We start from the raw sequence: 20,470 nt of genomic DNA on the forward strand, positions 1-20,470 counted from the left end.
TTTGCTCATTTGTTTGCTCATTTGTTTGCTCATTTTTGCTCATTTGTTTGGTAATCGTCATATTTACAGATAGTTATATCGCTAAATCTGTTTGTCGTTTTTACCAAAATTGCGCCGCTTTCCTGGAGGGTTTTTAGCTTCCTCCTTACACTTATTACTGGTATTTCTGTGGCTTCACTAAGACTTTTTACAGATGTAACAAGTTCCCTCTGCATATCTTTTTACCCCTCCACTTCTTGTCTTTGCTGTTTGCAGACAAAAGTAAATGTAGGAACAAATGAACCGCTTGTGAGTCGGTGTACCATTCCCAATCTTGGAATTTCCGATATAACTTTATCCAACTACCATCCATAATAGACTATAATTTGCTTCCTTAATACAACTTCTTCTTTCCGCAAGTTTTCTTAATACGCTATTAGTATCAGAAAAGAGCAGCGTGTCGTAGTCATGGACAACCTTCAAGTGGTATTTCCTCTTTGCGATTTAGCAAGTTACTTATAACAAATTGGTTGTCATGAACGAAACTTTCATGCGCAATTTTGTACAATATAGAAACAAGCTCAAAATTAGTAAATCCACTAATTGATAAGTCGTGGATAAGATTTGTTACAGAATGGTCATTTCCATTTCGCATTTCATGTTCCATCATATGACAATCTTCGCACAAAGTTATTAGCGTCTTGTCTGGGTAATCCCATATTTTTGCACCGTTCCTGTAACAAAGATGGTGCACATGTAGTGTTTTCTCTGTACTACCACAAATTTGGCATGTGAAATTATCACGCTGCAAAATCTGTAATCTGCGTTTCTGCCAATGTGGACTTCTGATTTGCTCTTCGTATGAGAGCGTTTTTTTCTTGGTCTTTTTTCATCCCAATCTATTTTATCCCAATTTGTAAAAGATAAACCGGCAGGGCGATTGGGAACACCTTTTCGACGAGAGTAGCTAACACCGCCTATCCGGCTTACCATGAAATAATATTATCGTTTATAAAACAATCTTTGACTCGCTTTCATATCTCATCAAATTAAAAAGCCCCACCGACAAAGGCAGGGCTAACATGTTCATATATCAGAAGGGGAGGTCATCGGAATCTTCCTTTGGTTGTGGTGTAGCTGGTCGTTGAGGCACCCCTTGGCTATTCACCTGTGGAGGGAACTGTTGCTGAGTGGTCTGCCGAGTAGTAGCTTGTTGGTTTTCGGGGTAAACGACCGCATTTCCTTGCTGTTGGGCATTTCGGTCTACTTTCCAACAAGAAATTTGGTTGTAGAATTTCCCATTGTACTCATGGCAGTCAATATCCAAGTGCACCCGAACCCTCTCGTTTAATTGTAGACCTGCATTTAAGATTTTTTCTTCTCCAAAATCTGAAAGCAGATTGAGCGAGGATATTGCTCGTTTTCGCCCTCTACATTGATAACATACTCTTGTTTGCTCCAATCACCCCTTTGGGAGGAGCCCGTAACTTTTGGCAGCACATTGACAATAGTGCCGATAATTTGTATATCCATTGTTATGAATTTATTTTAGTTTACCTTTGTTTGTAGCCTAACTTTTCAAGCAGGCTCTTTATGTAATTTACTCCTTTCTGATAGACAAGTGTCTTGATATTGATGCAAATTTCACCATCAGACTTCTCGTATTTCTGTTCAATAGTTCTGAAGCACCCATTGTCGATGAAACGCTGCATTGGTTGATTCTTATGAGTGAGAACTCCAGCGTCTCTAAGTATCTCAAAGAGCTTGTTTCGTCCTACGCCCACAAAATCAAGCGTATTGGCAACAGATTTCATTTCAATGGCATCCTTACTGCTCGCTACTGCATCAAAGAATTGAACTTTAGGTTCCTGTTCTACAAGAAGTCTGTTTTGCTCTTCTATCTTTTCTTGCTGTTTGGCAGCAAGCATTAATGCTTGAGCAAAGGTTTGCGGAAGTGAGAATCCACCATTTTTAATGGTTTCTTCCATTCTATTGAAAGCCTCAATGTACTTTTCTTTGAACGCCATTGCCTTGGCCCCGGTGTACCCCATAACAAGTATAGTGAAGCCGTCTTTTGTCATTTGGTAGTATTCAGACTTTTGTGCGCCGCCTTGTGGTAACTTGTTGATATTCACCATTAACGCAAAATTGCGCTCTCTAAATTCGGGGCTACAATGTAAATTACGAATATCGCGCAATACATCTGCATTTCTTTTTCCGAATACTTCTGCTATTTTAAGGCTTGTTGTCAAAGCCTTTCCGTCTTTGCTTTTGTAAACAAGTTCACCGTCTGTCATACTATCATTTTAGCATTATTAATCTTTTCTATCTTTTCTCTAAAGTACTGCACCGCCAACTCCGTGCGTTCAAGAAGTTGCTTCTGAAACTCAACATCCTTTGGTATGGTAAGCACCTTTAGTTGTTTGCTCTTGGAAGTACGCGGATCGTAACTTACAAATTTGCAGAATGGTACTTCGATATCAGTTTCACGTTCAACGCAAATCATGTTGTACTGACACTGGCTGAAATATTGCAAATTGTCTTCTTTTAAATCTTCTGCCGTTTCGTATAAGAAATGTTTAAGATGAATGGCAGGGTTGAACGGGCACTTGATTTCCAAGATGCCACCACTGCGGATAATACCGTCAGGTGAACCTCCAGCAAACCTTTCATAGCCCTTAAGCGGTATAAATGGAGCGTCAAGCACTTCTTCCCCGGTTTCATTGCAGAACCGCATTCGTGCAGAATTCTCCATAAGCGTTCCCCAATCCATTGCCCGTGAGTGCGGCGCACAATCTTCCATATATTCAAGGAAAGCGTTGTCAGGCATGAATTGCTCGGCTATCTTCCCATCAAGATAAGAGAATGTGCCTTGTGAGAACGGGACCTCTTTTGTTCTGACTCGTGACTTTGGATTAAGTTTCTTATACTCCTCTATTTCCTCTTCTGTCATATCCTCCTTGTGGTTGGCAAGGAGGATATAGATTTCAGAGGCGGTCACACGACCCTTTCGGGCGAGGTACCAATCTGTCGTTCTTTGTAAGTCGTTCATTTCTTCTCGCCTTTTTTCTTTTCAGAGGGAGCCTTATCTTTTTCCCCAAATAAGTCTTTGGCAGGATTAACCTCTTCTTCCGTGGCCTCCAAGGGCGTGGTACTCTTAGGGAAAAATGTCTCTTGAACGGTTGTTGTCCCTTCTTTGATCGCAGTAGCAAGACCTCGCAGTTCAACGACCATATCAGTATCAATCTCGTCAACCTTTGATACAGATAGGTAGTCCAAAATACATTGCTCTTCGACGCCGATTTTTGAGAAATACTGCATCATACTCTGCCGGATGTTTTCAAGCGCCATAGATTGCCCAAGGGACACCTTTTTTGCCTTGCCAATAACTTTCTTGATAAGGGCAGATGGGACAACTTTCATTACAGCATTACGCATGGCAATAGCGCAGGCTGCGTTCCCTGTTACAACTTGCATGTCGTCCGAATATGTCTTCCCATTTTTGTCGGTGATTCTGCGTTTCACCTCAACAGATGTTGCATAGTTGCTTTCGAGATCATGACATACACCTTGTGCGGTAATCATCTTTCCGTCATTGCCAATGATGCGTGCTTGGACTCTCAGATTGCCCCAGGCTGACGCAATAATTTCTGCCATGCGAACCGAAGGCCCTTCAATAACCTTTCCTTGTCTGCGAAGCACATAGAAACAACTTGCAGCCGTTTCCTCATCCATAGTAGCAAGTGTTTCAATGTTGTTTAATACTCTTGCAAGATTGCGTGGGTATTGCTTTGCCGTTGCAATCTGCGTGTCAATCTCACTCTTGTTGATTGCCGCAAGCATTTCTGCCTGCTGTACTTCGATAACTTCCATTTGCGCTTCTTCCACAGATGGCACTTGGTTAAAATTTTCTTCCATAATTATTCACTTATTTGTTGGTTAAAAATATCATCAATCACTTCAAACGAAAAGCTGTTTAATGTTTGGTTATAGGTTATTTTGTTTTCGGACACCATTTGATTAATTTCACTTTTAACTTGGGCGGTAACTTCGCCCATCACCTCGTTGAAATTAGCAGAGATTGGAAACTTGTGGGCCTCAGCTTTCTGTTTGTTTATCTGCTTTATTATATCGTATACATCTATCATACACAGAAATAAAAAAAGCTAACTATCTTCACAGACGGTTAGCCTACACCTAAATACGCAAATATAACACTTATAAATTCTTTCTCCTGGCGTACTCTGCAATAAGCAAAGAGTCCGATTTGTTATCATCAAGATTCCTACACCTTTCGCTTCTCCTTAAATCCACATCAGGGAATAGTCTCCTTGAAGCGTTAAAAGAAGTAGCCTTTGTGTTTATATCTTTTACATTGGTCTCTTTCCCGTTGCGCTTTATGACCTTATACGACACAACCAGATCTGAATTTGTCCAAATCTCTTTCTGCCACGCCTTTGGCGGCACAAGGTGGTAGGGTATTTCAAGAGCGACAAGAATGCCTTTCAGTATTCCGAATGTCTGACCAAAAGAGAATGTGGATTTTGCGGAAGATCCGAATATCGCATGTATCTCTTCCATACAAGCCACGACATTCTCGTTAGACTTGTCTTTTATTCTTTTTAATTCTCTTGACAACCCAAGTTCGTCATTGTCGGCTATAGAAATAAATTCTTTCGAGTTGTCGGGGTAGATTACAGAAAAATATCCTTTACTTCCAGGGTCTATACCAATAAATGTTCTTCCTTCCATATATCTTATAAATTATGTTCAACAAAAAATCCGCACTACCTTCACAGGCAATGCGGACACAAGATTTATCACTTTGTTTGTAGTCTAATAGTGGAGGTGGCAGGACTCGAACCTGCACGGACTTACAAAGGCTTTAGCATGGCCACTCTCAACCTTATGCCATCCCGTATTCGGGGTATGTCTACCAATTCCATCACGCCTCCAATAAAAACAGGGGCGCTCCCCTGTAAAAAAGAATCAATTAAATACTTATTTGGTATGATAAAAAGTGACTCTCACGAGCTTTGCGGAAGACGGAGGACTCGAACCTCCGATACATTTCTGTATTACACATTAGCAATGTGCTGCATTACCACTCTGCCAGCCTTCCATGTTGCCACACACCTATCCGTGGAAAGATGTGTGGCTATGTTTTATTTGAGCGAATTGCGTTATCAATTCTTTAAAGTCCATGACTACTCATTTTTTTTGTCTTAGCCTTTTATACGTTTTTATGAATATGTCTATGATATTCTATAGAGGTGCAACTTTTAATCAACCACCCCAACCGCTTTGCCTACATTCAACTTGGACCTGTCTTTCGGCGGACGCAACGGCTGCGTCTGTTTTCCAATAAATTTGCTTTCGGCGTTATAGGCTCTTGCGCCTATAGCTCATTGTTGATGAAAGCTATTAGCTGACTTTTTGCAAAGTAGTAGCGTCCCCTTGGTTTTGTGAACGGTATAATACAGTCTCTCACATACCTCCGCACGGTCTTCTCACTTACATTGAGAACGGCAGCGGTCTGTCTCGTCGTCAGATATGTTTCTTCACTTGCCATATTAGTTTTTCCATTTAATTTACACATTAATCTAATGATTTTTTGTATATTTGCAAAATTAATCTAATATATGTCGTGAGACATCGTAGATTTCGTTTTATTCATATCAGTATATGGTAAGATTTCTTATGGCAAATATAGGCATAAAATCTAAAACGCAATAGATTTTGAATAGATATTTAACATATATTTTGATTATGAAACATATTAAAACGAAGCAAATGTGATTTGATTATTAAGTAAACACCTAAAATACAGTAAATTATGGCAAATATTAATTCTTATCAAAGATTGTTGACGGTCCTTGACAGTTATCTTCAAAAAAGTTCAGACAATTCTCCTACATCGTTTGAAAGAGAGTTTGGTCTGCCAAATGGCTTCTTTCATAATGCCGAGAAGCGAGACACTCCGGATGATCAAAAGAGATTATACAGGAGTACTTATGAGAACATCCGTAACGCCCAACCGCTTTTTAACATCAAGTGGCTCGAAACGGGAGAGGGGAAGATGTGGCTACATGACGAGACAGAAAATGCAATTGAAGTGTCCAAGGTTGGTAGACCATACTACAATGTAGACTTCCTTGGTGGATTTGACTTGATGGTAAATGACCAAACAACAATCCCCGTTTCGTATATAAGTATGGAACCATACAACAAGGCTGGGTTCTATTGGTGCAACCTGACGGGCGATAGCATGTCTCCTCTCATCAGGTCTGGGGCAAAGATATGCCTCAAACACATAGAAGATGGCGTGAACGGAATAATTTACGGGGAAGTCTACGCACTTATTACAAGAAGTGATATGCGTACCGTAAAGTGGGTTGTGCGCTCTAATGATGAAGACAAGGTGCGCCTTGTTCCTGAAAATAAAGATCCTAAATACGGAGACTTTCAAGATGTTTCCAAGTCTGATATTATAAGGGTCTTCAAAGTAGAGCTTGCTGTCAACCCATTATAGAAGTACAAAATTCGTACCATTTTTATGTAAATATCTGATAATCAGCATATCTTCGAATCCCAACGGAATCACTCTGATAGTCATATTGATATACTTTGTCAAGCTGATCTATAATTGAAAAGATCCCCCCTTGAATAGACGAGGAATCAATGCAAAACGGCGAGGGGTATATATCCCCGTTCGGGGGACAATAATTATTCCTATTGAAATCCAAGTTAGACATCGATTTATCAGTATTTTTATTCAAGGAGAAGAAAATACCTTTTCAAATGAATTGAGATGCTCCCTGCCTAAGCCATTGTTATTAACAGCAACATAGAATCTTAAGAGAGATTCTACATCAAATTTTTGCAAGGAACCATACTGTTTGCAAAAAGAAAAGCTCCATAGTACTATGGAGCTTTTCTTTTTAGGAGCTAAATGATAGCTTTTTATCATTATTCATAATGTGCTGTCTACTGCTATTATTTTACTATATATTTCTTACCATTGATAATATATATGCCCTTACTCAAGCCTTCGAGCGAAGTAGTATTGCTACGCACAAGCTGTCCGTTGATGGAGTAGACATTTCCTGCCATGCTTGTATCCCCATTGGCTACAATCGAGTCTATGCCCGTTATGGTATTTTCTTCTATTCCATCTATATAGAATGTCAGCGCTTTAGCCTGCGCTTCAGAACCGGTGGCTATCCAGCAGCGGAAACCCTTTATCGCATTCGCATTCTGTGTGTAGTACCACAATCCATCTTTCGCCCCCAAAACATACGAATAGGCTGGTACAACCTTATTGCTTTTATTGACAAGCGAACCACAGAACTGCAACTTGCCATCGATAGTGGTAGAAGTAGAAGACTCTTCTTTCACAATACCATCTGAATAGTTGATGGCAGGGTCGGTAGCCAATGTTACATTATTGATGATATAGTAAGGTGCTGTTACGGAGATATCGGTGTTGTCCTTGAGCCGCTTTGTATATGGGGCATTTCCTGTCCCGACAGGCTCTTTGCTTGGCTTAATGATATAGAGCGTATTGGCCTCAATAGCAATATCTGCGTCATTAGTGAGACTGACAGATGTAAAATCAATTCTCGTAGCAATGTTTGTAGACTGTTTAGGCCGCTTCGAGAGCTTAGTCTGGTCGCCGAAAGCAGTCTTCACTTGTGCGGCTGTGAGCGACACGGGCAGCATGATCGAGTTCCACAAGCCCACTTTCATGGTGCGTTTTAGGATGAGCGTGTTGGCATAATTGGCATCAACCTGTTGCGTGATATAATTCAGGCCTGTCTGTGCTTCGTCCAATACCATGTCTCGATTGCCGCAATATTGCAGTTGGAAGTTGTCCCACGAGGTCCAGTCGAGGTCTTCAGTAGAGCCGCTGATCTCTATTCCAAGGTTCAGGATATTACCCGCAGTGGGCACATACACCAAGAGGGAGTTCTCGTACTTGCCTTCAGCAAACAGCATTCCTGCCTTGGCATATGGACTGATGACATGATTGTCTAAATCCGTCCCATCATAAACATGTGTCATATCGCTCACCGTATAGGCGAATTGGTCGCTTTTACTGAGCAGGTCGAGTGTTGTTTCCACATTGGACTGTGGCTCTGTGGCACCCTGCACTCTTGCAAACATCTTGGAAACTATGCCGCTATTGCTGTCCGCATGATAGAAGCCATTGCATGTAACCTTGTACCATCCGGCTTTAAGGGTAGTAACCGACTGCGTTATGGCACCATTGGCCTTGTTGTCGTGGCCGATATTGCGCACATTGGCCGTAGTGTAGCCGGCATAGTTGGCCATGTAATAGTTGCTACTGATGGCACCATTGCCCACATAATAAGTTTCGCCCGATTTGGATGGATCGAAGACAAACTTGTTGTTGTATGTGCCGGTGAGGCCTCCGCTTGGCACCCATTTACCCACATGGATATTGCCGCGCTCGAAATTCTGGTCGTAGACAAGGAATGTGGCATCCGCGGGCTTTTCGTCGGAGGCGTAGGTTTCCTTGAACGCAGCCTTGAGGTCAGCCTTGGTTACAATCTTCCATTGGCTGTAAGCACCGTTCTCGGTATGCGGATAGGTGATGTCGTAGGTCTTTCCGGTACCCGTAGATGCCATTGTGAGATAGATTTCTCCACCCATTCCGGCGCGGGTTTCATCATTGGTGCAGTGGATATAATAGGTCTTGCTGCCATTGCTTGTCTCTGTAAACTTCCATTCCAATATACCATTGAGATGTTCTGTATTGGTGAAAGGGTCTGTATAAGATACACCTCTATCCACATACACGCGGTTATAATTGATGAGGTTATCATGTCCAGGTGTGTCCATCTGTCTGCCGAAGGCGATATTTTTTCCCTCCGTGGTCACCAACGGGCCGATCATCTGGTAATATCCTGGAATGGTTGAGGTTTTAATGGTTACGGTCATACCCACATTAAAGCCTACAACCACAGTGCCCCAGTAGCTTCCTGTATTGAGGTATTTGCCCGTTCCCATGTTGTAAAGATACACCGTGCCTTGGTCCTCATCGGTTTCGTCGGCCACTGAGGTTACCGGATTGCCTATCCATTGAAAGTTGGAGTTCTGTCCTTGCGCCATTGCCTTACCTGCGACAAAGAGTAATACGAGCACAAATATGTTTGGTAAATTCTTTCGCTTCATCTTTTTTAAAACTTTTGATTTAAACTAATTCTCCTAAATTCCCTCATGTCTCATCATAATCGAAGATTCCTCTCTTTGCGCCAATACCTTCGTCCGGATCGCCGATAATAGGGGGTCTTTGGTCTGTCTGTCCATCACCATCATTGTCGAATTGTGATGCACCGGGTAGTTGCATCAGCTCCGCAGAGGATAGTAGGAACAGCTCAACAGCAGGTTGATTATAAATTCTCTTTTTCATTGCTTTTTTATATTTTGATATTTCTTTGACATATCAAAGAGCAGTTTGATAGGTATTTTTTTTCTTTCTTTTATAGCGTTAGATGCAGGATTTTTTCTTGTCTCACAATCACCTTACTCAAAGCGGTGGGTATAACGCTCTTGGAACGATTTTACTATATAGGCACACCAGCAACTATCGTTTCATTTCCGCGACTCCATTTTGCGATGTCTTATAATTTGATTTCAATTCATATCTTCTTTTTGCTTTATTTAAATGATTGTTCGTTGAAATATTGACCGCTATTCCCAACCTTATTCTACTTTTGGTAGATTTGGCATAACGATACGGAAAGGGTTGTTATAAGATTCCTATGAATGATAGTGTTAGCACGCTATCTCTTGCGCATGTGCGGAGCAGAAATGTTTTTGGGGAGTGTAAGCGACGGCTCGTCTATATGTGCGAGAGGAAGAAACAAATTATTTGGAGCAGCCAAATAATTCACCTTCATATTTGCAGAGATCAATTCTTGTTCGGTACGGCATAAGTCCACTTTTTTAAATGTCGTTTTGGCATTGCTAATTTTAGAACCCTTTATAAACGGCAGCAAAGGTAGGCAAAATTATTTGAATATGCAAATAAAATCCGGGAATTATGCAGAAACAGTATGCAGGCGAATGCCTCGCGAAAGGAAAAGATCGCTTCCGGTCGAGAAGACGATCGTTATCAGCCCGTCTTCTAACGGCTTTTAGGAGAGTAAAAAACCGTTAGGAGAAAAGCTGCAGAAAAGAGGCCGTATCAATTATTTTTTATCGCGCCTATTTAAAAAGCGATTACCGAGCGGGCCGCATAGCCATTAAGTGAATTTTCGCCAGACCGCTTGTCAAGGTAAGTGAAGGAAATCGCCGTCTGCGACAGATGGACACAACAAGCATAGCCACCGCTTTTAGCCTCGTCGCAGGTCCACAGATACCAATCCGATTGCCCATCGGCGGGCAGATAGAAAGTTATCTCCGGAATTCTATGAGACTCATAATATGCTTTTAATATCGGGTTGGAATTGCTATCAAAATATTTGGTGAACTTATCCAAATACTTTCTCTTTTCACTTGCGGAACTGAAAGTCCAGCTCAATGTATACACCTGTCCATATTGGTCCGCTCTCTTGATGAGGTCGTTGGGATTGAGTCCCGTTAAGTTTGTAAACATCATAAACCATTGTCCGATGCTTGGAAGATACCAGCCGCTTGTACCTGTGGGAACCGGTACTTCAGGTGAGCCGGTGTAAGCATGCCGCCACCATTGCTTCCCGTATTCCATTGCCAAGGGGATGGCCGCCTTCTTTCCGCCATGGTTATAGTAATTATCATAAGTGTAGTTACTCAAATATTCAGTGTTCAGCTTTTGGCAAGTCGTCAGCCCGTCCAAGTTTTTCATCATGGTGAGAGGAGCCGTAGCGCCAATATGCTCAAACACATTCTCCGCCTCTGGATAGTCCTCGTTGTCAGGGCTCCAAGGAGTTGGCCACGCCGCGTCACGCAAGGCTACGGCATAGCCATGCTTGTAACCTTTCTGCCTGTCGGCCTCACTCGTATAGTTGCTGAACACTAATGCCACGGGGAATTTGTCCGCGTAATAGGCAAGTGGTCCCCATGTACCATCGCTATATAGATAATCTCCGATATTGGGAATCCGATGCTCCGTCTTCAGCCTGATTGTCTTTGCCACCACTTTATGCGTGGAGAATGACTTCCCCGTAAGATTGATGTGCCTGCGAAAGACCCGTCCGTCGTTCTCTTCTAACCTCACGGAGAGCTCGCCCGTAAGTTTTTCGTCGTTAGCGGGAAGCACGGCATAGACGGCAGCTTTCCCGTTAACGAAAGGAATGGAAAGATTAGATAGCTGAAAAAAGGTTGCTCCATCGTATGTGCTCGTTGAGGCGTCTCCAAACTCGAACTCCGCGCTCTTTGCAAAAACGCTCTTGCTGGTAGAGGTCGATGGTACATAAATCAGCGACAAGCCGGAAATGGCATTTCCCGAAGAGCCCTCGGAGGCTGAAACGATGTCTAACCGCATGACGCTTACCTTATGGGCGAAACGAAGTCCCGATGTTGCCTGGCCCTCTGCATACAACAAATCATAGTCTGCTATTTTGCCTGCTTCGCCCGTTTGCCTAGAAAAATCGACCCTCACCTTCAGCTTGTTGCCCGAAATCGATGTGCTGATCTTGTCCGAGGCATTGTCGTTGACAGCGTATAGAGTGCTTGTCCTGAAAGCCTGGGCATCACTACTGCTCTCCACGCTTCCATGAAAAGTAGCGGACCTGCCGTTCGTTGAAACTACGGAAAGTTGTGTCGTTTTCAAAACGCCGCCACTTCGGTAGGCCACGGTCAGCTTGTCGCCGTCTTCCCAAGTGGTCTTGAGCCCGCTCACCTCATCCTCCGTAACAGCAATGCGCGACATCATCTCTTTTGCTGCCGCCTTCTTTGGTTTCTCTATCTCAACATCAAGAGAAACCTCATAGCCTGATTTCGCAACGGTAACGGCTCGCCCCACCTCCTCGTGGGAAGAGCAAGTCGAAAATAGGAATGCCACCAGCAAACAGCTGCATAACGACATGCTTCTGAAAAATCCCTTATTGCCAGTTTCTCTCATGGAAAGCTGCGTCGGCTTGCTATTATTCGAGTCGTCGTCATCACTCCAGTCATCCTCATCTGAATCGTCCTTGTCCAATGTCCAGTCTCCCATCTTTCCCGATACGCAAATGAAGTTCTCGGTCTCTACAGATACAACTTTCGTGAAAGGGAATTGATAACTTTTCCTCTTCATGTTCTTGTCTTTTTATAGAGTTATTACTAAATTCCACTCGAAAGTCAGCACTAACTTTTTAAAACAAAAAAAGAGCGCAGACTCTCGCCATACCTCAGTCGGGCTCTGCAATGCCCAAATACACTATGGTGAAGCCTGCGCCTTATGGCACCTTCTCAATGTGTATTTGTGCTGCTCTTTTCATTTTCGTATTGCAGATTCGACTGAGGAATTGAGCAGATAAAATATTGCGTTTCTCTGGAAACACGGTACAAATATAAGTAAAATTTGTGAAACACAAAAGAAATGCTTGGTTTTTTCTTCAAAAAATGACAAAATGCAAGGCAATTCCCCCATATATGAAAGAAAATATTCAAGTGTAAAAAGCACAAATAAAAATAATATGAAGCTCGGGAGGGTAATGTCAAAGAAAAACAGTATCTTTGCAAAAACAGCCAAAACTAATCAATTACATAACATGAAAAGAACTTTTTTAAGCCTGCTGTTCATCGGGACAATGCTTGGCATGAATGCACAAATTGAGAGGCCCAGACTCGTCGTTGGCCTCGTCGTCGACCAGATGCGCTGGGACTACCTGTATTATTATTACGATCAATATGGTGAGGGTGGGTTGAAGCGTCTTGTCAATGATGGTTTCAGTTGTGAAAATACGATGATTAATTATGTGCCTACGGTTACGGCCATCGGGCATTCAAGCGCGTATACAGGTTCTGTGCCGGCACTTACGGGCATTGCCGGGAATGATTTCTTCATCAATGGCAAGCAGGTGTATTGCTGTCAGGATGATGATGTGCGGAGTGTCGGCTCTAATGGTCGGGCCGGCAAAATGTCGCCCAAGAACCTGCTGGCTTCTGGTATTGGCGATGTCCTGAAAATCGCCACCGACTATAAAGCGAAGGTCATTGGAGTGGCATTGAAAGACCGGGCGGCCATTCTTCCCGCGGGTCATGGTGCTGACGCGGCCTACTGGTGGGATACGGAAGCCGGACATTATATCTCCAGCACCTATTACATGAAGGAACTCCCCCAATGGGTACGGAGATTCAATAAGGAGAACCAGCAGGCTCCCGGGAAGGATGTGAAGACAAGCAACGAAGGAATCACCCTGACCTTTAAGATGGCGAAAGCCGCTCTCGAGAATGAGCAGATGGGGCAAGATGAAATTACCGACCTGCTCGCGGTAAGCGTATCTTCCACTGATGCCATTGGCCATAAGTATGGCACTCGCGGCAAAGAGAACTATGAAGCCTATATGCAGCTTGATAGGGATCTCGCGGATTTTTTCAGATTCCTTGACCGGAAGGTGGGGAAAGAAAACTATCTTTTCTTCCTCACGGCAGACCATGGGGCTATTCACAACTATAACTTGATGCGTCGACATCGTATCAAGGCAGATGCTTATGCGGCATGGGAAGAGGTAAAGAAATTCAATGAGCAGTATCATGCGGAGCACGGGTTCAAGCCCTTGCTTGCCGCTAACGCCGATCGTGTCTATATAGACCGGACTGCTGTTCAGAAAGCAGGCGCAGACTATGGTAAGATAAAGCAGGAAGCCATGGATTTCTTCAGTAAGAATGAAAAGGTTTATCGTGTCGTAGATTATGAGAATGTGCAGAGCACGACCTTGAATCAGTTGATTCGTGAGCGTATCGTGAACGGCTATAACCCCGAGCGCAGTGGCGATTTCTATGTCATAACGAAGCCGGGAACCGTGGATGCGGATCCTGATCCCAACTATATCGGGACGGGCCATAGCGTATGGAATCCCTATGACAGCCATATTCCGCTTGTTTTCATGGGATGGCATATCGATAAGGGCCAGACTTCAATACCAACGCGCATCGTAGATATTGCGCCCACGGTCTGTGAGTTGTTGCATATCCAGATGCCCAATGCCTGTGTGGGCGATGCCATTAATGAGGTGATTCATCCTGCCGGGAGATAGCGTCTTTGAGGATGTTAAAAGAAAAGGCGAGCTCTGATGGGAGCTCGCCTTTATGGTTTCTTTCTGAGAAAGGTTACACTTCTGCGGGAGTTTCCGGGGCTTCCTCTACGGGAGTTTCTGTTGGCTCTTCAGCGGGAGCAGCCTCTGCTTCTGCCTTTGCGGCAGCTTCAGCAGCCTTCTTGTCGGCCACCTTTTTAGCAATAGCCTCGTTGGCTTTCTTCTCTGCCTCCAATCTCAGTTCTTCGGCCTTTTTCTTGTCATGAGCCTGATTGGCGATGAGAGTGCTTGCTTTCTGTTCCTTGCCAGACTTCCAAGCCTCAAACTTCTGCTGGAGAGCGGCCTCGTCGAAAGCTCCTTTCTTTACGCCACCTTTCAGGTGTTTCATCAAGTAAACGCCCTCGCCCTTGAGGATGTTACGCACTGTGTCTGTTGGTTGGGCACCCACCTCAACCCAATAGAGTGCACGATCGAAATTCAAATCTACGGTTGCAGGATTGGTGTTTGGATTATAACTGCCAATCTTCTCAGTAAATTTACCATCTCGTGGTGCGTTAACATCAGCGATCACAATTCTGTAAACTGCGTATCCCTTGTGGCCGCCGCGTTGCAATCTGATTTTTGTTGCCATTTTTAATAATTTTTTTAATTAGGTTTGAATTCTATGCGCTCAACTCGTAAACGCGGATGCAAAGGTAATTAAAATTTCAGGATTGAAGAAATAAAAAGGGAAAAAAGTGCTGTTGACTTGAAGAATAGCCTCATTTTCCAGCTCTTTTCCTCTCCAAAGGGAGTTTCCCTTATTCTTTCCGGCCGTTTCCGGTGATGTTACAAGCAGTTTGTAATCCGGTTACACGCCGTGTGTAACCCCATTACAGGCTGTTTGTAATCCCACGGCAAGCAGCCTGCGATTACTTCTTGCGCTCTCTTTCAGTCAGGAAGCCGTGGCGATAAGCGAAGAGAAGTTCCTCTAAATCCTTGATCTGCTGCCTTAGTTCAACGCCCTTGTCGGTATCAGCAACGAGCATGCGGTGGGCACTCATCTCCACGATCTGGATGGTGCTCTTGATATCGGTGCCTTTCTCGATGGCCTCGGTGGTGGAAGTGAAGGGGGCATGCTGCACCAGCTGGAATCCGCGACTGTGATAGACCAGGGTGTACCCGGCTATTCCGGTCTCCTTGTGGTAGGCCTGCGAGAAACCTCCGTCAATGACCATCAGTTTGCCGTTGGCCTTGATGGGATTCTCACCGCTGGCCACATGTACGGGCACATGACCATTGATGATGTGGCGGTTGGCTCCTTTTACTTCGAACGCGTCGAGTATGTGGTCGACGATTTTCTCATCGTTGCGCAGTTTGAAGTAGCTCCCCTTTTCCTCCTTGTGTGTCTCTTTATCGGTGATGAAGTAGCGTTCGAAGGTGGCCATCTTCGACTTGTCGAATAGCAGACTGTCAGGCCCGCACCATAGATAGAGGAAATAGTCTCTTGCATACTGGCACATTTCGGGGGCGGCATCATTCTGGAAGGCCTGGCGAATCATCATTCCCGTGCGGTGCATCAGGTCTCTGCCGGAATATTTCCGGCCGGGGTAAATCTCAACTTCTTTCAGTGTGCCGTCTTCATTCAGCGGAACCGAGGCATGGAAGAGAAGGTTGTTGTTGTAGATGGCATACATGCATCCATGGCCGAGGAGCAGATTGATGTGTTTATGCAGTTTCTCGCTGACCCTGAAAGAGTGATGTAGCTTCTGCATTAATGCTTTCTCCTCTTCGGTGAAGGCGATGGGGTCTGCGGGATCGATGGTGGGAAAGTGGCAACTGGTCAACTGGTATTCCTTTCCCTCCAGTCTGATGGTGCCAGTCTGATAATCAATGGCCTTGAGCAGTTCCCTGTCCTGCATTTTCCATTCGGGGTGGCGTTCGAAGAGCTGGGCCTCGGCCTTGAACTGCATGACGGTGATGGTCTTGTGCATCTGGGCGGTAAGGATTTTCTGTCGCTCGTCGATATGTTCGGCCCCTCCGCTTAGCTTCGGCAGGAATTCCTCGCAGGGGTCGTCTTTATAAGTGTCCATGGCAAAGGTGGCAAGCGGCACGAGGTTGATTCCGTATCCTTCTTCGAGCGTCGCGAGATTAGCGTATCGGAGCGAGAGCCGGATGACATTGCAGACGCATGCGTCGTTGCCGGCACAGGCCCCCATCCACAGGATGTCGTGGTTTCCCCATTGTATGTCCCAGTTGTGATAGTTGGCCAGAGTGTCCATGATGATGTGTGCGCCGGGTCCCCGGTCATAGATATCGCCGAGAATGTGGAGCTGGTCGATGGCAAGGCGCTGTATCACATTGGCAATTGCTATGATGAAGTCGTCGGCGCGCCCGGTGCTGATGATGGTATCGATAATCACATTGACATACGCAATCTTATTAGCATCGTCGGTCCGCTCGTGGAGTAGTTCCTGAATGATGTAGCTGAAGTCTTGGGGCAATGACTTCCGGACTTTCGACCGTGTGTATTTGCTCGATACATCGCGGCATATTGCCACCAGCCGGTGGATTGTGATATGATACCAGTCGTTGAGGTCTTTTTCTGTAGCTTCTACGAGTCCCAGTTTCTGTTCGGGGTAATAGATAAGCGTACAGAGCTCGCGCTTCTCATAGTCTCTGAGGGTGGTCCCGAAGAGCTCGTTTACCTTGCGTTTGATATTGCCAGACGCGTTTTTCAGCACATGTTGGAATGCCGGATGCTCTCCATGGATATCGGCAAGGAAGTGCTCTGTACCTTTCGGGAGGTTCAATATTGCCTGCAAGTTTATGATTTCAGTACTGGCATCGGCAATCGTGGGGAAAGATTGTGATAGCAGTTGCAGATAATGCATGTCTCGTTCGATGTTATAATTCTTGGCGTTCATAATCTTCTTATTTTCGTAATGTTTCCAGTGAGTCTGTCCGTTTCCTTGTCGTTGACAGGTGAGATGGGCATAAATCCTTCCGTGAGATTGAGAATGTTGGCCATGACACCTAATATCCGGCCTACAAACTTTTCCTGTCTGTCTTTCCTGATAATACTTTCAAACTTGTTTTCATCATAATTTACGAATCTTAAAATCTGATATAGGTCTGCGAGATGGCTGAAAGGCATAGAATCATGACGAACTTCGCCGTAGAGCGTTTTAAACACTTTAGCGAGCTCTTTTTCTGGTTCCGCGCCTTCTATTGTGATGGGTTGCTCCGTATATTGACGGTTGGGATCGAATCTTACTGTATCATGAAGTGGGATGTCGGGTGCCTGAATTTTTAGATAGGCAATGCCTTGACGGAGTCGATTGATGATGAGTTCGTCGGAGGCATATAGGAAGATGGTCCTCCAGTCTTCTTCCCTCAGATTCCGGATGGCGTTCAGAAGTCCTGTCTTATGGTTCTCGTCCAGGAAGGCGTCCTTGTCCAGGCTGGCTTGCAGGAGGCCTCCAATGATGCCAAGTGTATTCCGGTCGAGCAGGCTGGAGCTGTTAGAATCAAGCACTTTCTGGTAGAATGCCCGTATCTTTTGCAGCATTCCCTCCTCTGAAATCTGGTTCGTAACAAATGGATTCTCAACAAATTGTACCTTTTCGTTCCACTTGATCTCCAGAAGTTGTTCGGCCTCCAATTGGCTAAAGGCAAGGAGCGCATAGGCTTTCGTGGTCATCTGTCTCTGAAAAGACAGCATTTTCAGTTGCCTGCCATATTTCTGTTCCTTTAACTTCCATGGCATCAGTCCTCCTAAGGGCGAATAAACCGTGGGTATGTCTTTTCTGTGTGCCTTGAAAATCATGTCTGCCGCTGTGCGATTCCAACATCCAAAGACATGGACAAGGGTGGGGGGCGTCCCCTTCAAAGATGCTTCATGCCGGAGTTCCGCGTCTTCTCCGTAGGCTTTGAGCAAGGCATCTATCAGCTGATGGCTGATTTCATCCTTGTAGTCGGTCTTTGACATGTATAGAATGAGCCTCATAGCTTATGGCTTGTGAAATTTAACTTGTCTGCCCGTTTATATCTGATGATGCTCACCAGATTATGCCATATGATACTTATTTCATATGGATAGATTTTCCATGACGGCATATCTTCTTCAAACGCGCTTAATGCTTTCCTGGCGGTTAATGTCCTTAAGACCGCCATTAATAGTAAGCAGAAGATGCCGGTGCCGGCGAGTATCCACCTCTGGGTAATTACCGCGAAGGCAATTGCTGATACAGTTAAAAGCAAGGGTAGGTGAATCGCCCATTGGTCTGTATTATAAAGCAATCGGTAAGACAGGCCCCTCTGCATCTGATTCCTGCCTGCGAGATCATGGATATGCTTGTTTCTCCACCCTTTTGCGGTTGGCCTGTCCTCAATCATCCAAGCGTCGGGACTTGTCTCTATGGCAGTGGTATGTTTCCGGGCATATTTATTGACGAGGAAATTATATTCCCCTCTTTGCAGATCGAGGCTTCCGCTGAATCCGCTTTGTGCAAGGAAGTCGCTCTTCCGAAACATCAGGTTGGCACAATTCGTGTGATATGCCGTTCCTTTGGCTGCCTTGCGGAGGACATAATATAAAGTGTGGAAGTGTTCAAAACGGTAGTAGGGCTTAGCCTCGTCCACATATTTGCTGATTCCCAGCACCAGGTTCTTATCTTTTCTTGCGTTGCATGCCATCGTGCGGAGCCAATTCTCTCCTGCGGGTCGGCACTCGATAGCAGTCAAGAGAATCCATTCGTTCTTGGCGGCCTTTACGCCCATGGTTACGGCCAGTTTCTTGCGACTTACATACCGCGAGCTGTCTGGGATGAATGTATGGTAGAGATGTCTGTTGTCGGCGAATCTTTTCAGTATGTCCTCGGTCTCGCTGTCGCCTTCTTCGTAAACAATAATAACCTGAAAGTCTGATGGATAATTCTGATTCAGATACAAAGGCAGTCTTTCTTCTATCTCGCGGGCATTGTCGTGGAGCGTGATGATGACCGAAAGGGGAGGCAATGCATCTCTTTCGGAATCCTCGTCCCTTGTTTCATCGCGAGAAGCCTTCTCGAGAAAGGATCGTCTGAAGAAAGGGTTGATGATTACGGAGAGTAAAGAAACAACCACAACGATGCCCGCTCCAATTATCGTAACATAGTCTATAGTCATAAATCTTCCGTAATATAACCTGTTGGAATTTTGCGACAATTATACTGGCTTGCCATAATTTCACCGTAGGCACCCGCACTTCGGATGGCAATCAAGTCGCCTCTATGGCTTTTGTTGAGGTCTATGGCCTTGGCAAAGACATCACTCGACTCGCATATCGGCCCAACCACATCGTATGTTTCCGTAGGTTCTTCGCTACTGATATTCTCAATCTTGTGATAGGCTTGATAGAGTGCGGGACGGATTAAGTCGGTCATGCCGGCGTCAACGATCACGAATTGTTTGTGGGTTCCTTGCTTTATATATAAGCTACGAGTAACCAAGGAGCCACATTGAGCAACGACAGCTCTTCCCAATTCAAAATGCAGCTTCTGCCCATCGCGTAATTTGAGGTGTCGGGCATAGGTGTTGAAATAGGTCTTGAAATCAGGAATGGGAACTCGGTTGGGATGTATGTAGTCAACACCGAGACCACCTCCTACATTGATGTTCTCCACTTTTATATGATGCCTTTCGAGATGATTCTGAATTTCGTTAATGCGATTACAAAGCGCCACAAAGTCATCCATCTCAAGAATCTGGGAACCAATATGGAAGTGAAGCCCCAAGAACTGGATGTTTCCCATCTTATTCGCGGCCTCGATAACCTGATCCATATCGCTCATAGCGATGCCAAACTTGTCTTCCGCAAGTCCGGTCGTTATGTTTGCATGGGTGTGAGCCCCCACATCAGGATTGATTCGGAGACAGATCTTGGCAGTCTTATCTTTTCTCCCGGCCAACTCATTGATGACTTCCAGTTCGGCTTTGCTTTCAACATTAAAGCAGAAAATATCCTTATCCAATCCAAGATTGATTTCCCAATCACTTTTACCAACGCCTGCATATACAACCTTAGATGCCGGGAAGCCCGTAGACAAAGCAGCTCGTATCTCTCCACCGCTGACGCAATCAGCTCCCAGACCGGCCAGGCTTATGACATTCAGAATCTTTGGATTGGCATTGGCCTTTATAGCATAGTGCACGACAAAGTTCTCATGCCTACCAGCCTCCTTGTTAATGGCCTGGAGGGTGGAACGCAAGAGTGCCGTGTCATAATAGTAGAATGGGGTCTCTATGTGATTAAATTGCTCAATTGGAAAACAGCCCTTCATTCT

The 20,470-nt window shown here is 44.7% G+C and carries 19 protein-coding genes and 2 tRNA genes; 2 read left to right on the plus strand and 19 right to left on the minus strand.

The genetic code is table 11. The features are described from left to right. Positions 1 to 29: 29 nt before the first annotated feature. From C7120_RS14175 to C7120_RS09435, 11 genes are all read right to left on the minus strand, one after another. The gene (locus C7120_RS14175) at positions 30 to 215 is read right to left on the minus strand and encodes a hypothetical protein (protein ID WP_146154251.1); all 186 of its coding nucleotides are present in this window, start codon (positions 213 to 215) and stop codon (positions 30 to 32) included. Positions 216 to 1,072: 857 nt separating this feature from the next. After that, on the minus strand, positions 1,073 to 1,312 hold the full coding sequence (locus C7120_RS14365) for a hypothetical protein (protein WP_369916866.1): 240 nt from the start codon (positions 1,310 to 1,312) through the stop codon (positions 1,073 to 1,075). 32 nt (positions 1,313 to 1,344) lie between these two features. Further along, on the minus strand, positions 1,345 to 1,512 hold the full coding sequence (locus tag C7120_RS14180; RefSeq protein ID WP_107621456.1) for a DUF3127 domain-containing protein: 168 nt from the start codon (positions 1,510 to 1,512) through the stop codon (positions 1,345 to 1,347). Between the two features lie 20 nt (positions 1,513 to 1,532). Further along, complete coding sequence (locus C7120_RS09405) at positions 1,533 to 2,276, minus strand: phage regulatory protein/antirepressor Ant (protein ID WP_107621309.1); 744 nt, start codon at positions 2,274 to 2,276, stop codon at positions 1,533 to 1,535. Further along, positions 2,273 to 3,031 (minus strand): lambda exonuclease family protein, encoded by a 759-nt coding sequence (locus C7120_RS09410; protein ID WP_107621310.1) that lies wholly within the window; start codon positions 3,029 to 3,031, stop codon positions 2,273 to 2,275. The genes C7120_RS09405 and C7120_RS09410 overlap by 4 nt, the downstream gene beginning before the upstream one ends. Continuing rightward, positions 3,028 to 3,897, minus strand: a complete 870-nt coding sequence (locus C7120_RS09415) for a hypothetical protein (protein ID WP_107621311.1) — start codon at positions 3,895 to 3,897, stop codon at positions 3,028 to 3,030. The genes C7120_RS09410 and C7120_RS09415 overlap by 4 nt, the downstream gene beginning before the upstream one ends. A gap of 2 nt (positions 3,898 to 3,899) precedes the next feature. Beyond that, positions 3,900 to 4,127 (minus strand): hypothetical protein, encoded by a 228-nt coding sequence (locus C7120_RS09420; protein WP_107621312.1) that lies wholly within the window; start codon positions 4,125 to 4,127, stop codon positions 3,900 to 3,902. 70 nt (positions 4,128 to 4,197) lie between these two features. Then, complete coding sequence (locus C7120_RS09425; protein ID WP_107621313.1) at positions 4,198 to 4,731, minus strand: hypothetical protein; 534 nt, start codon at positions 4,729 to 4,731, stop codon at positions 4,198 to 4,200. Between the two features lie 91 nt (positions 4,732 to 4,822). Continuing rightward, positions 4,823 to 4,934: transfer RNA gene (locus tag C7120_RS13965), tRNA-Ile, on the minus strand. 84 nt (positions 4,935 to 5,018) lie between these two features. Further along, positions 5,019 to 5,101 (minus strand) — tRNA-Ser (locus C7120_RS09430). 276 nt (positions 5,102 to 5,377) lie between these two features. Further along, on the minus strand, positions 5,378 to 5,551 hold the full coding sequence (locus C7120_RS09435) for a helix-turn-helix domain-containing protein (protein ID WP_158267367.1): 174 nt from the start codon (positions 5,549 to 5,551) through the stop codon (positions 5,378 to 5,380). Positions 5,552 to 5,815: 264 nt separating this feature from the next. Between C7120_RS09435 and C7120_RS09440 the strand changes: the two genes are divergently transcribed. Beyond that, complete coding sequence (locus C7120_RS09440) at positions 5,816 to 6,511, plus strand: S24 family peptidase (RefSeq protein WP_107621315.1); 696 nt, start codon at positions 5,816 to 5,818, stop codon at positions 6,509 to 6,511. Between the two features lie 464 nt (positions 6,512 to 6,975). Here the strand turns inward: C7120_RS09440 and C7120_RS09445 are convergent, their stop codons facing one another. From C7120_RS09445 to C7120_RS09460, 3 genes are all read right to left on the minus strand, one after another. Beyond that, positions 6,976 to 9,177: an adhesin gene (locus C7120_RS09445; RefSeq protein WP_369916867.1), complete on the minus strand. Its 2,202-nt coding sequence runs from the start codon at positions 9,175 to 9,177 to the stop codon at positions 6,976 to 6,978. Between the two features lie 43 nt (positions 9,178 to 9,220). Next, positions 9,221 to 9,415 (minus strand): hypothetical protein, encoded by a 195-nt coding sequence (locus tag C7120_RS09450; protein ID WP_107621458.1) that lies wholly within the window; start codon positions 9,413 to 9,415, stop codon positions 9,221 to 9,223. 801 nt (positions 9,416 to 10,216) lie between these two features. After that, positions 10,217 to 12,223 (minus strand): hypothetical protein, encoded by a 2,007-nt coding sequence (locus C7120_RS09460; protein WP_107621460.1) that lies wholly within the window; start codon positions 12,221 to 12,223, stop codon positions 10,217 to 10,219. Between the two features lie 457 nt (positions 12,224 to 12,680). Here C7120_RS09460 and C7120_RS09465 point away from each other — a divergent pair, with 457 nt between their 5' ends. After that, a complete protein-coding gene (locus tag C7120_RS09465) occupies positions 12,681 to 14,168 on the plus strand; it encodes an alkaline phosphatase family protein (RefSeq protein WP_107621461.1) in 1,488 nt (495 codons plus the stop codon). 73 nt (positions 14,169 to 14,241) lie between these two features. Here C7120_RS09465 and C7120_RS09470 read toward each other — a convergent pair whose 3' ends face one another. From C7120_RS09470 to lysA, 5 genes are all read right to left on the minus strand, one after another. Next, positions 14,242 to 14,796, minus strand: a complete 555-nt coding sequence (locus tag C7120_RS09470; protein WP_107621462.1) for a 30S ribosomal protein S16 — start codon at positions 14,794 to 14,796, stop codon at positions 14,242 to 14,244. 280 nt (positions 14,797 to 15,076) lie between these two features. Next, positions 15,077 to 17,071, minus strand: a complete 1,995-nt coding sequence (locus C7120_RS09475) for a fructose-1,6-bisphosphatase (protein ID WP_107621463.1) — start codon at positions 17,069 to 17,071, stop codon at positions 15,077 to 15,079. Beyond that, positions 17,068 to 18,153 (minus strand): hypothetical protein, encoded by a 1,086-nt coding sequence (locus C7120_RS09480; RefSeq protein WP_146154252.1) that lies wholly within the window; start codon positions 18,151 to 18,153, stop codon positions 17,068 to 17,070. The genes C7120_RS09475 and C7120_RS09480 overlap by 4 nt, the downstream gene beginning before the upstream one ends. Further along, the gene (locus tag C7120_RS09485) at positions 18,150 to 19,313 is read right to left on the minus strand and encodes a glycosyltransferase (RefSeq protein WP_107621465.1); all 1,164 of its coding nucleotides are present in this window, start codon (positions 19,311 to 19,313) and stop codon (positions 18,150 to 18,152) included. Before C7120_RS09485 ends, C7120_RS09480 begins: the two co-directional genes overlap by 4 nt. Continuing rightward, complete coding sequence (lysA, locus tag C7120_RS09490; RefSeq protein WP_107621466.1) at positions 19,310 to 20,467, minus strand: diaminopimelate decarboxylase; 1,158 nt, start codon at positions 20,465 to 20,467, stop codon at positions 19,310 to 19,312. Before lysA ends, C7120_RS09485 begins: the two co-directional genes overlap by 4 nt. Between the last annotated feature and the right edge of the window lie 3 nt (positions 20,468 to 20,470).

The organism is Prevotella sp. oral taxon 376 (assembly GCF_003043945.1).
In the GTDB taxonomy this organism is placed as follows: Bacteria; Bacteroidota; Bacteroidia; order Bacteroidales; family Bacteroidaceae; genus Prevotella.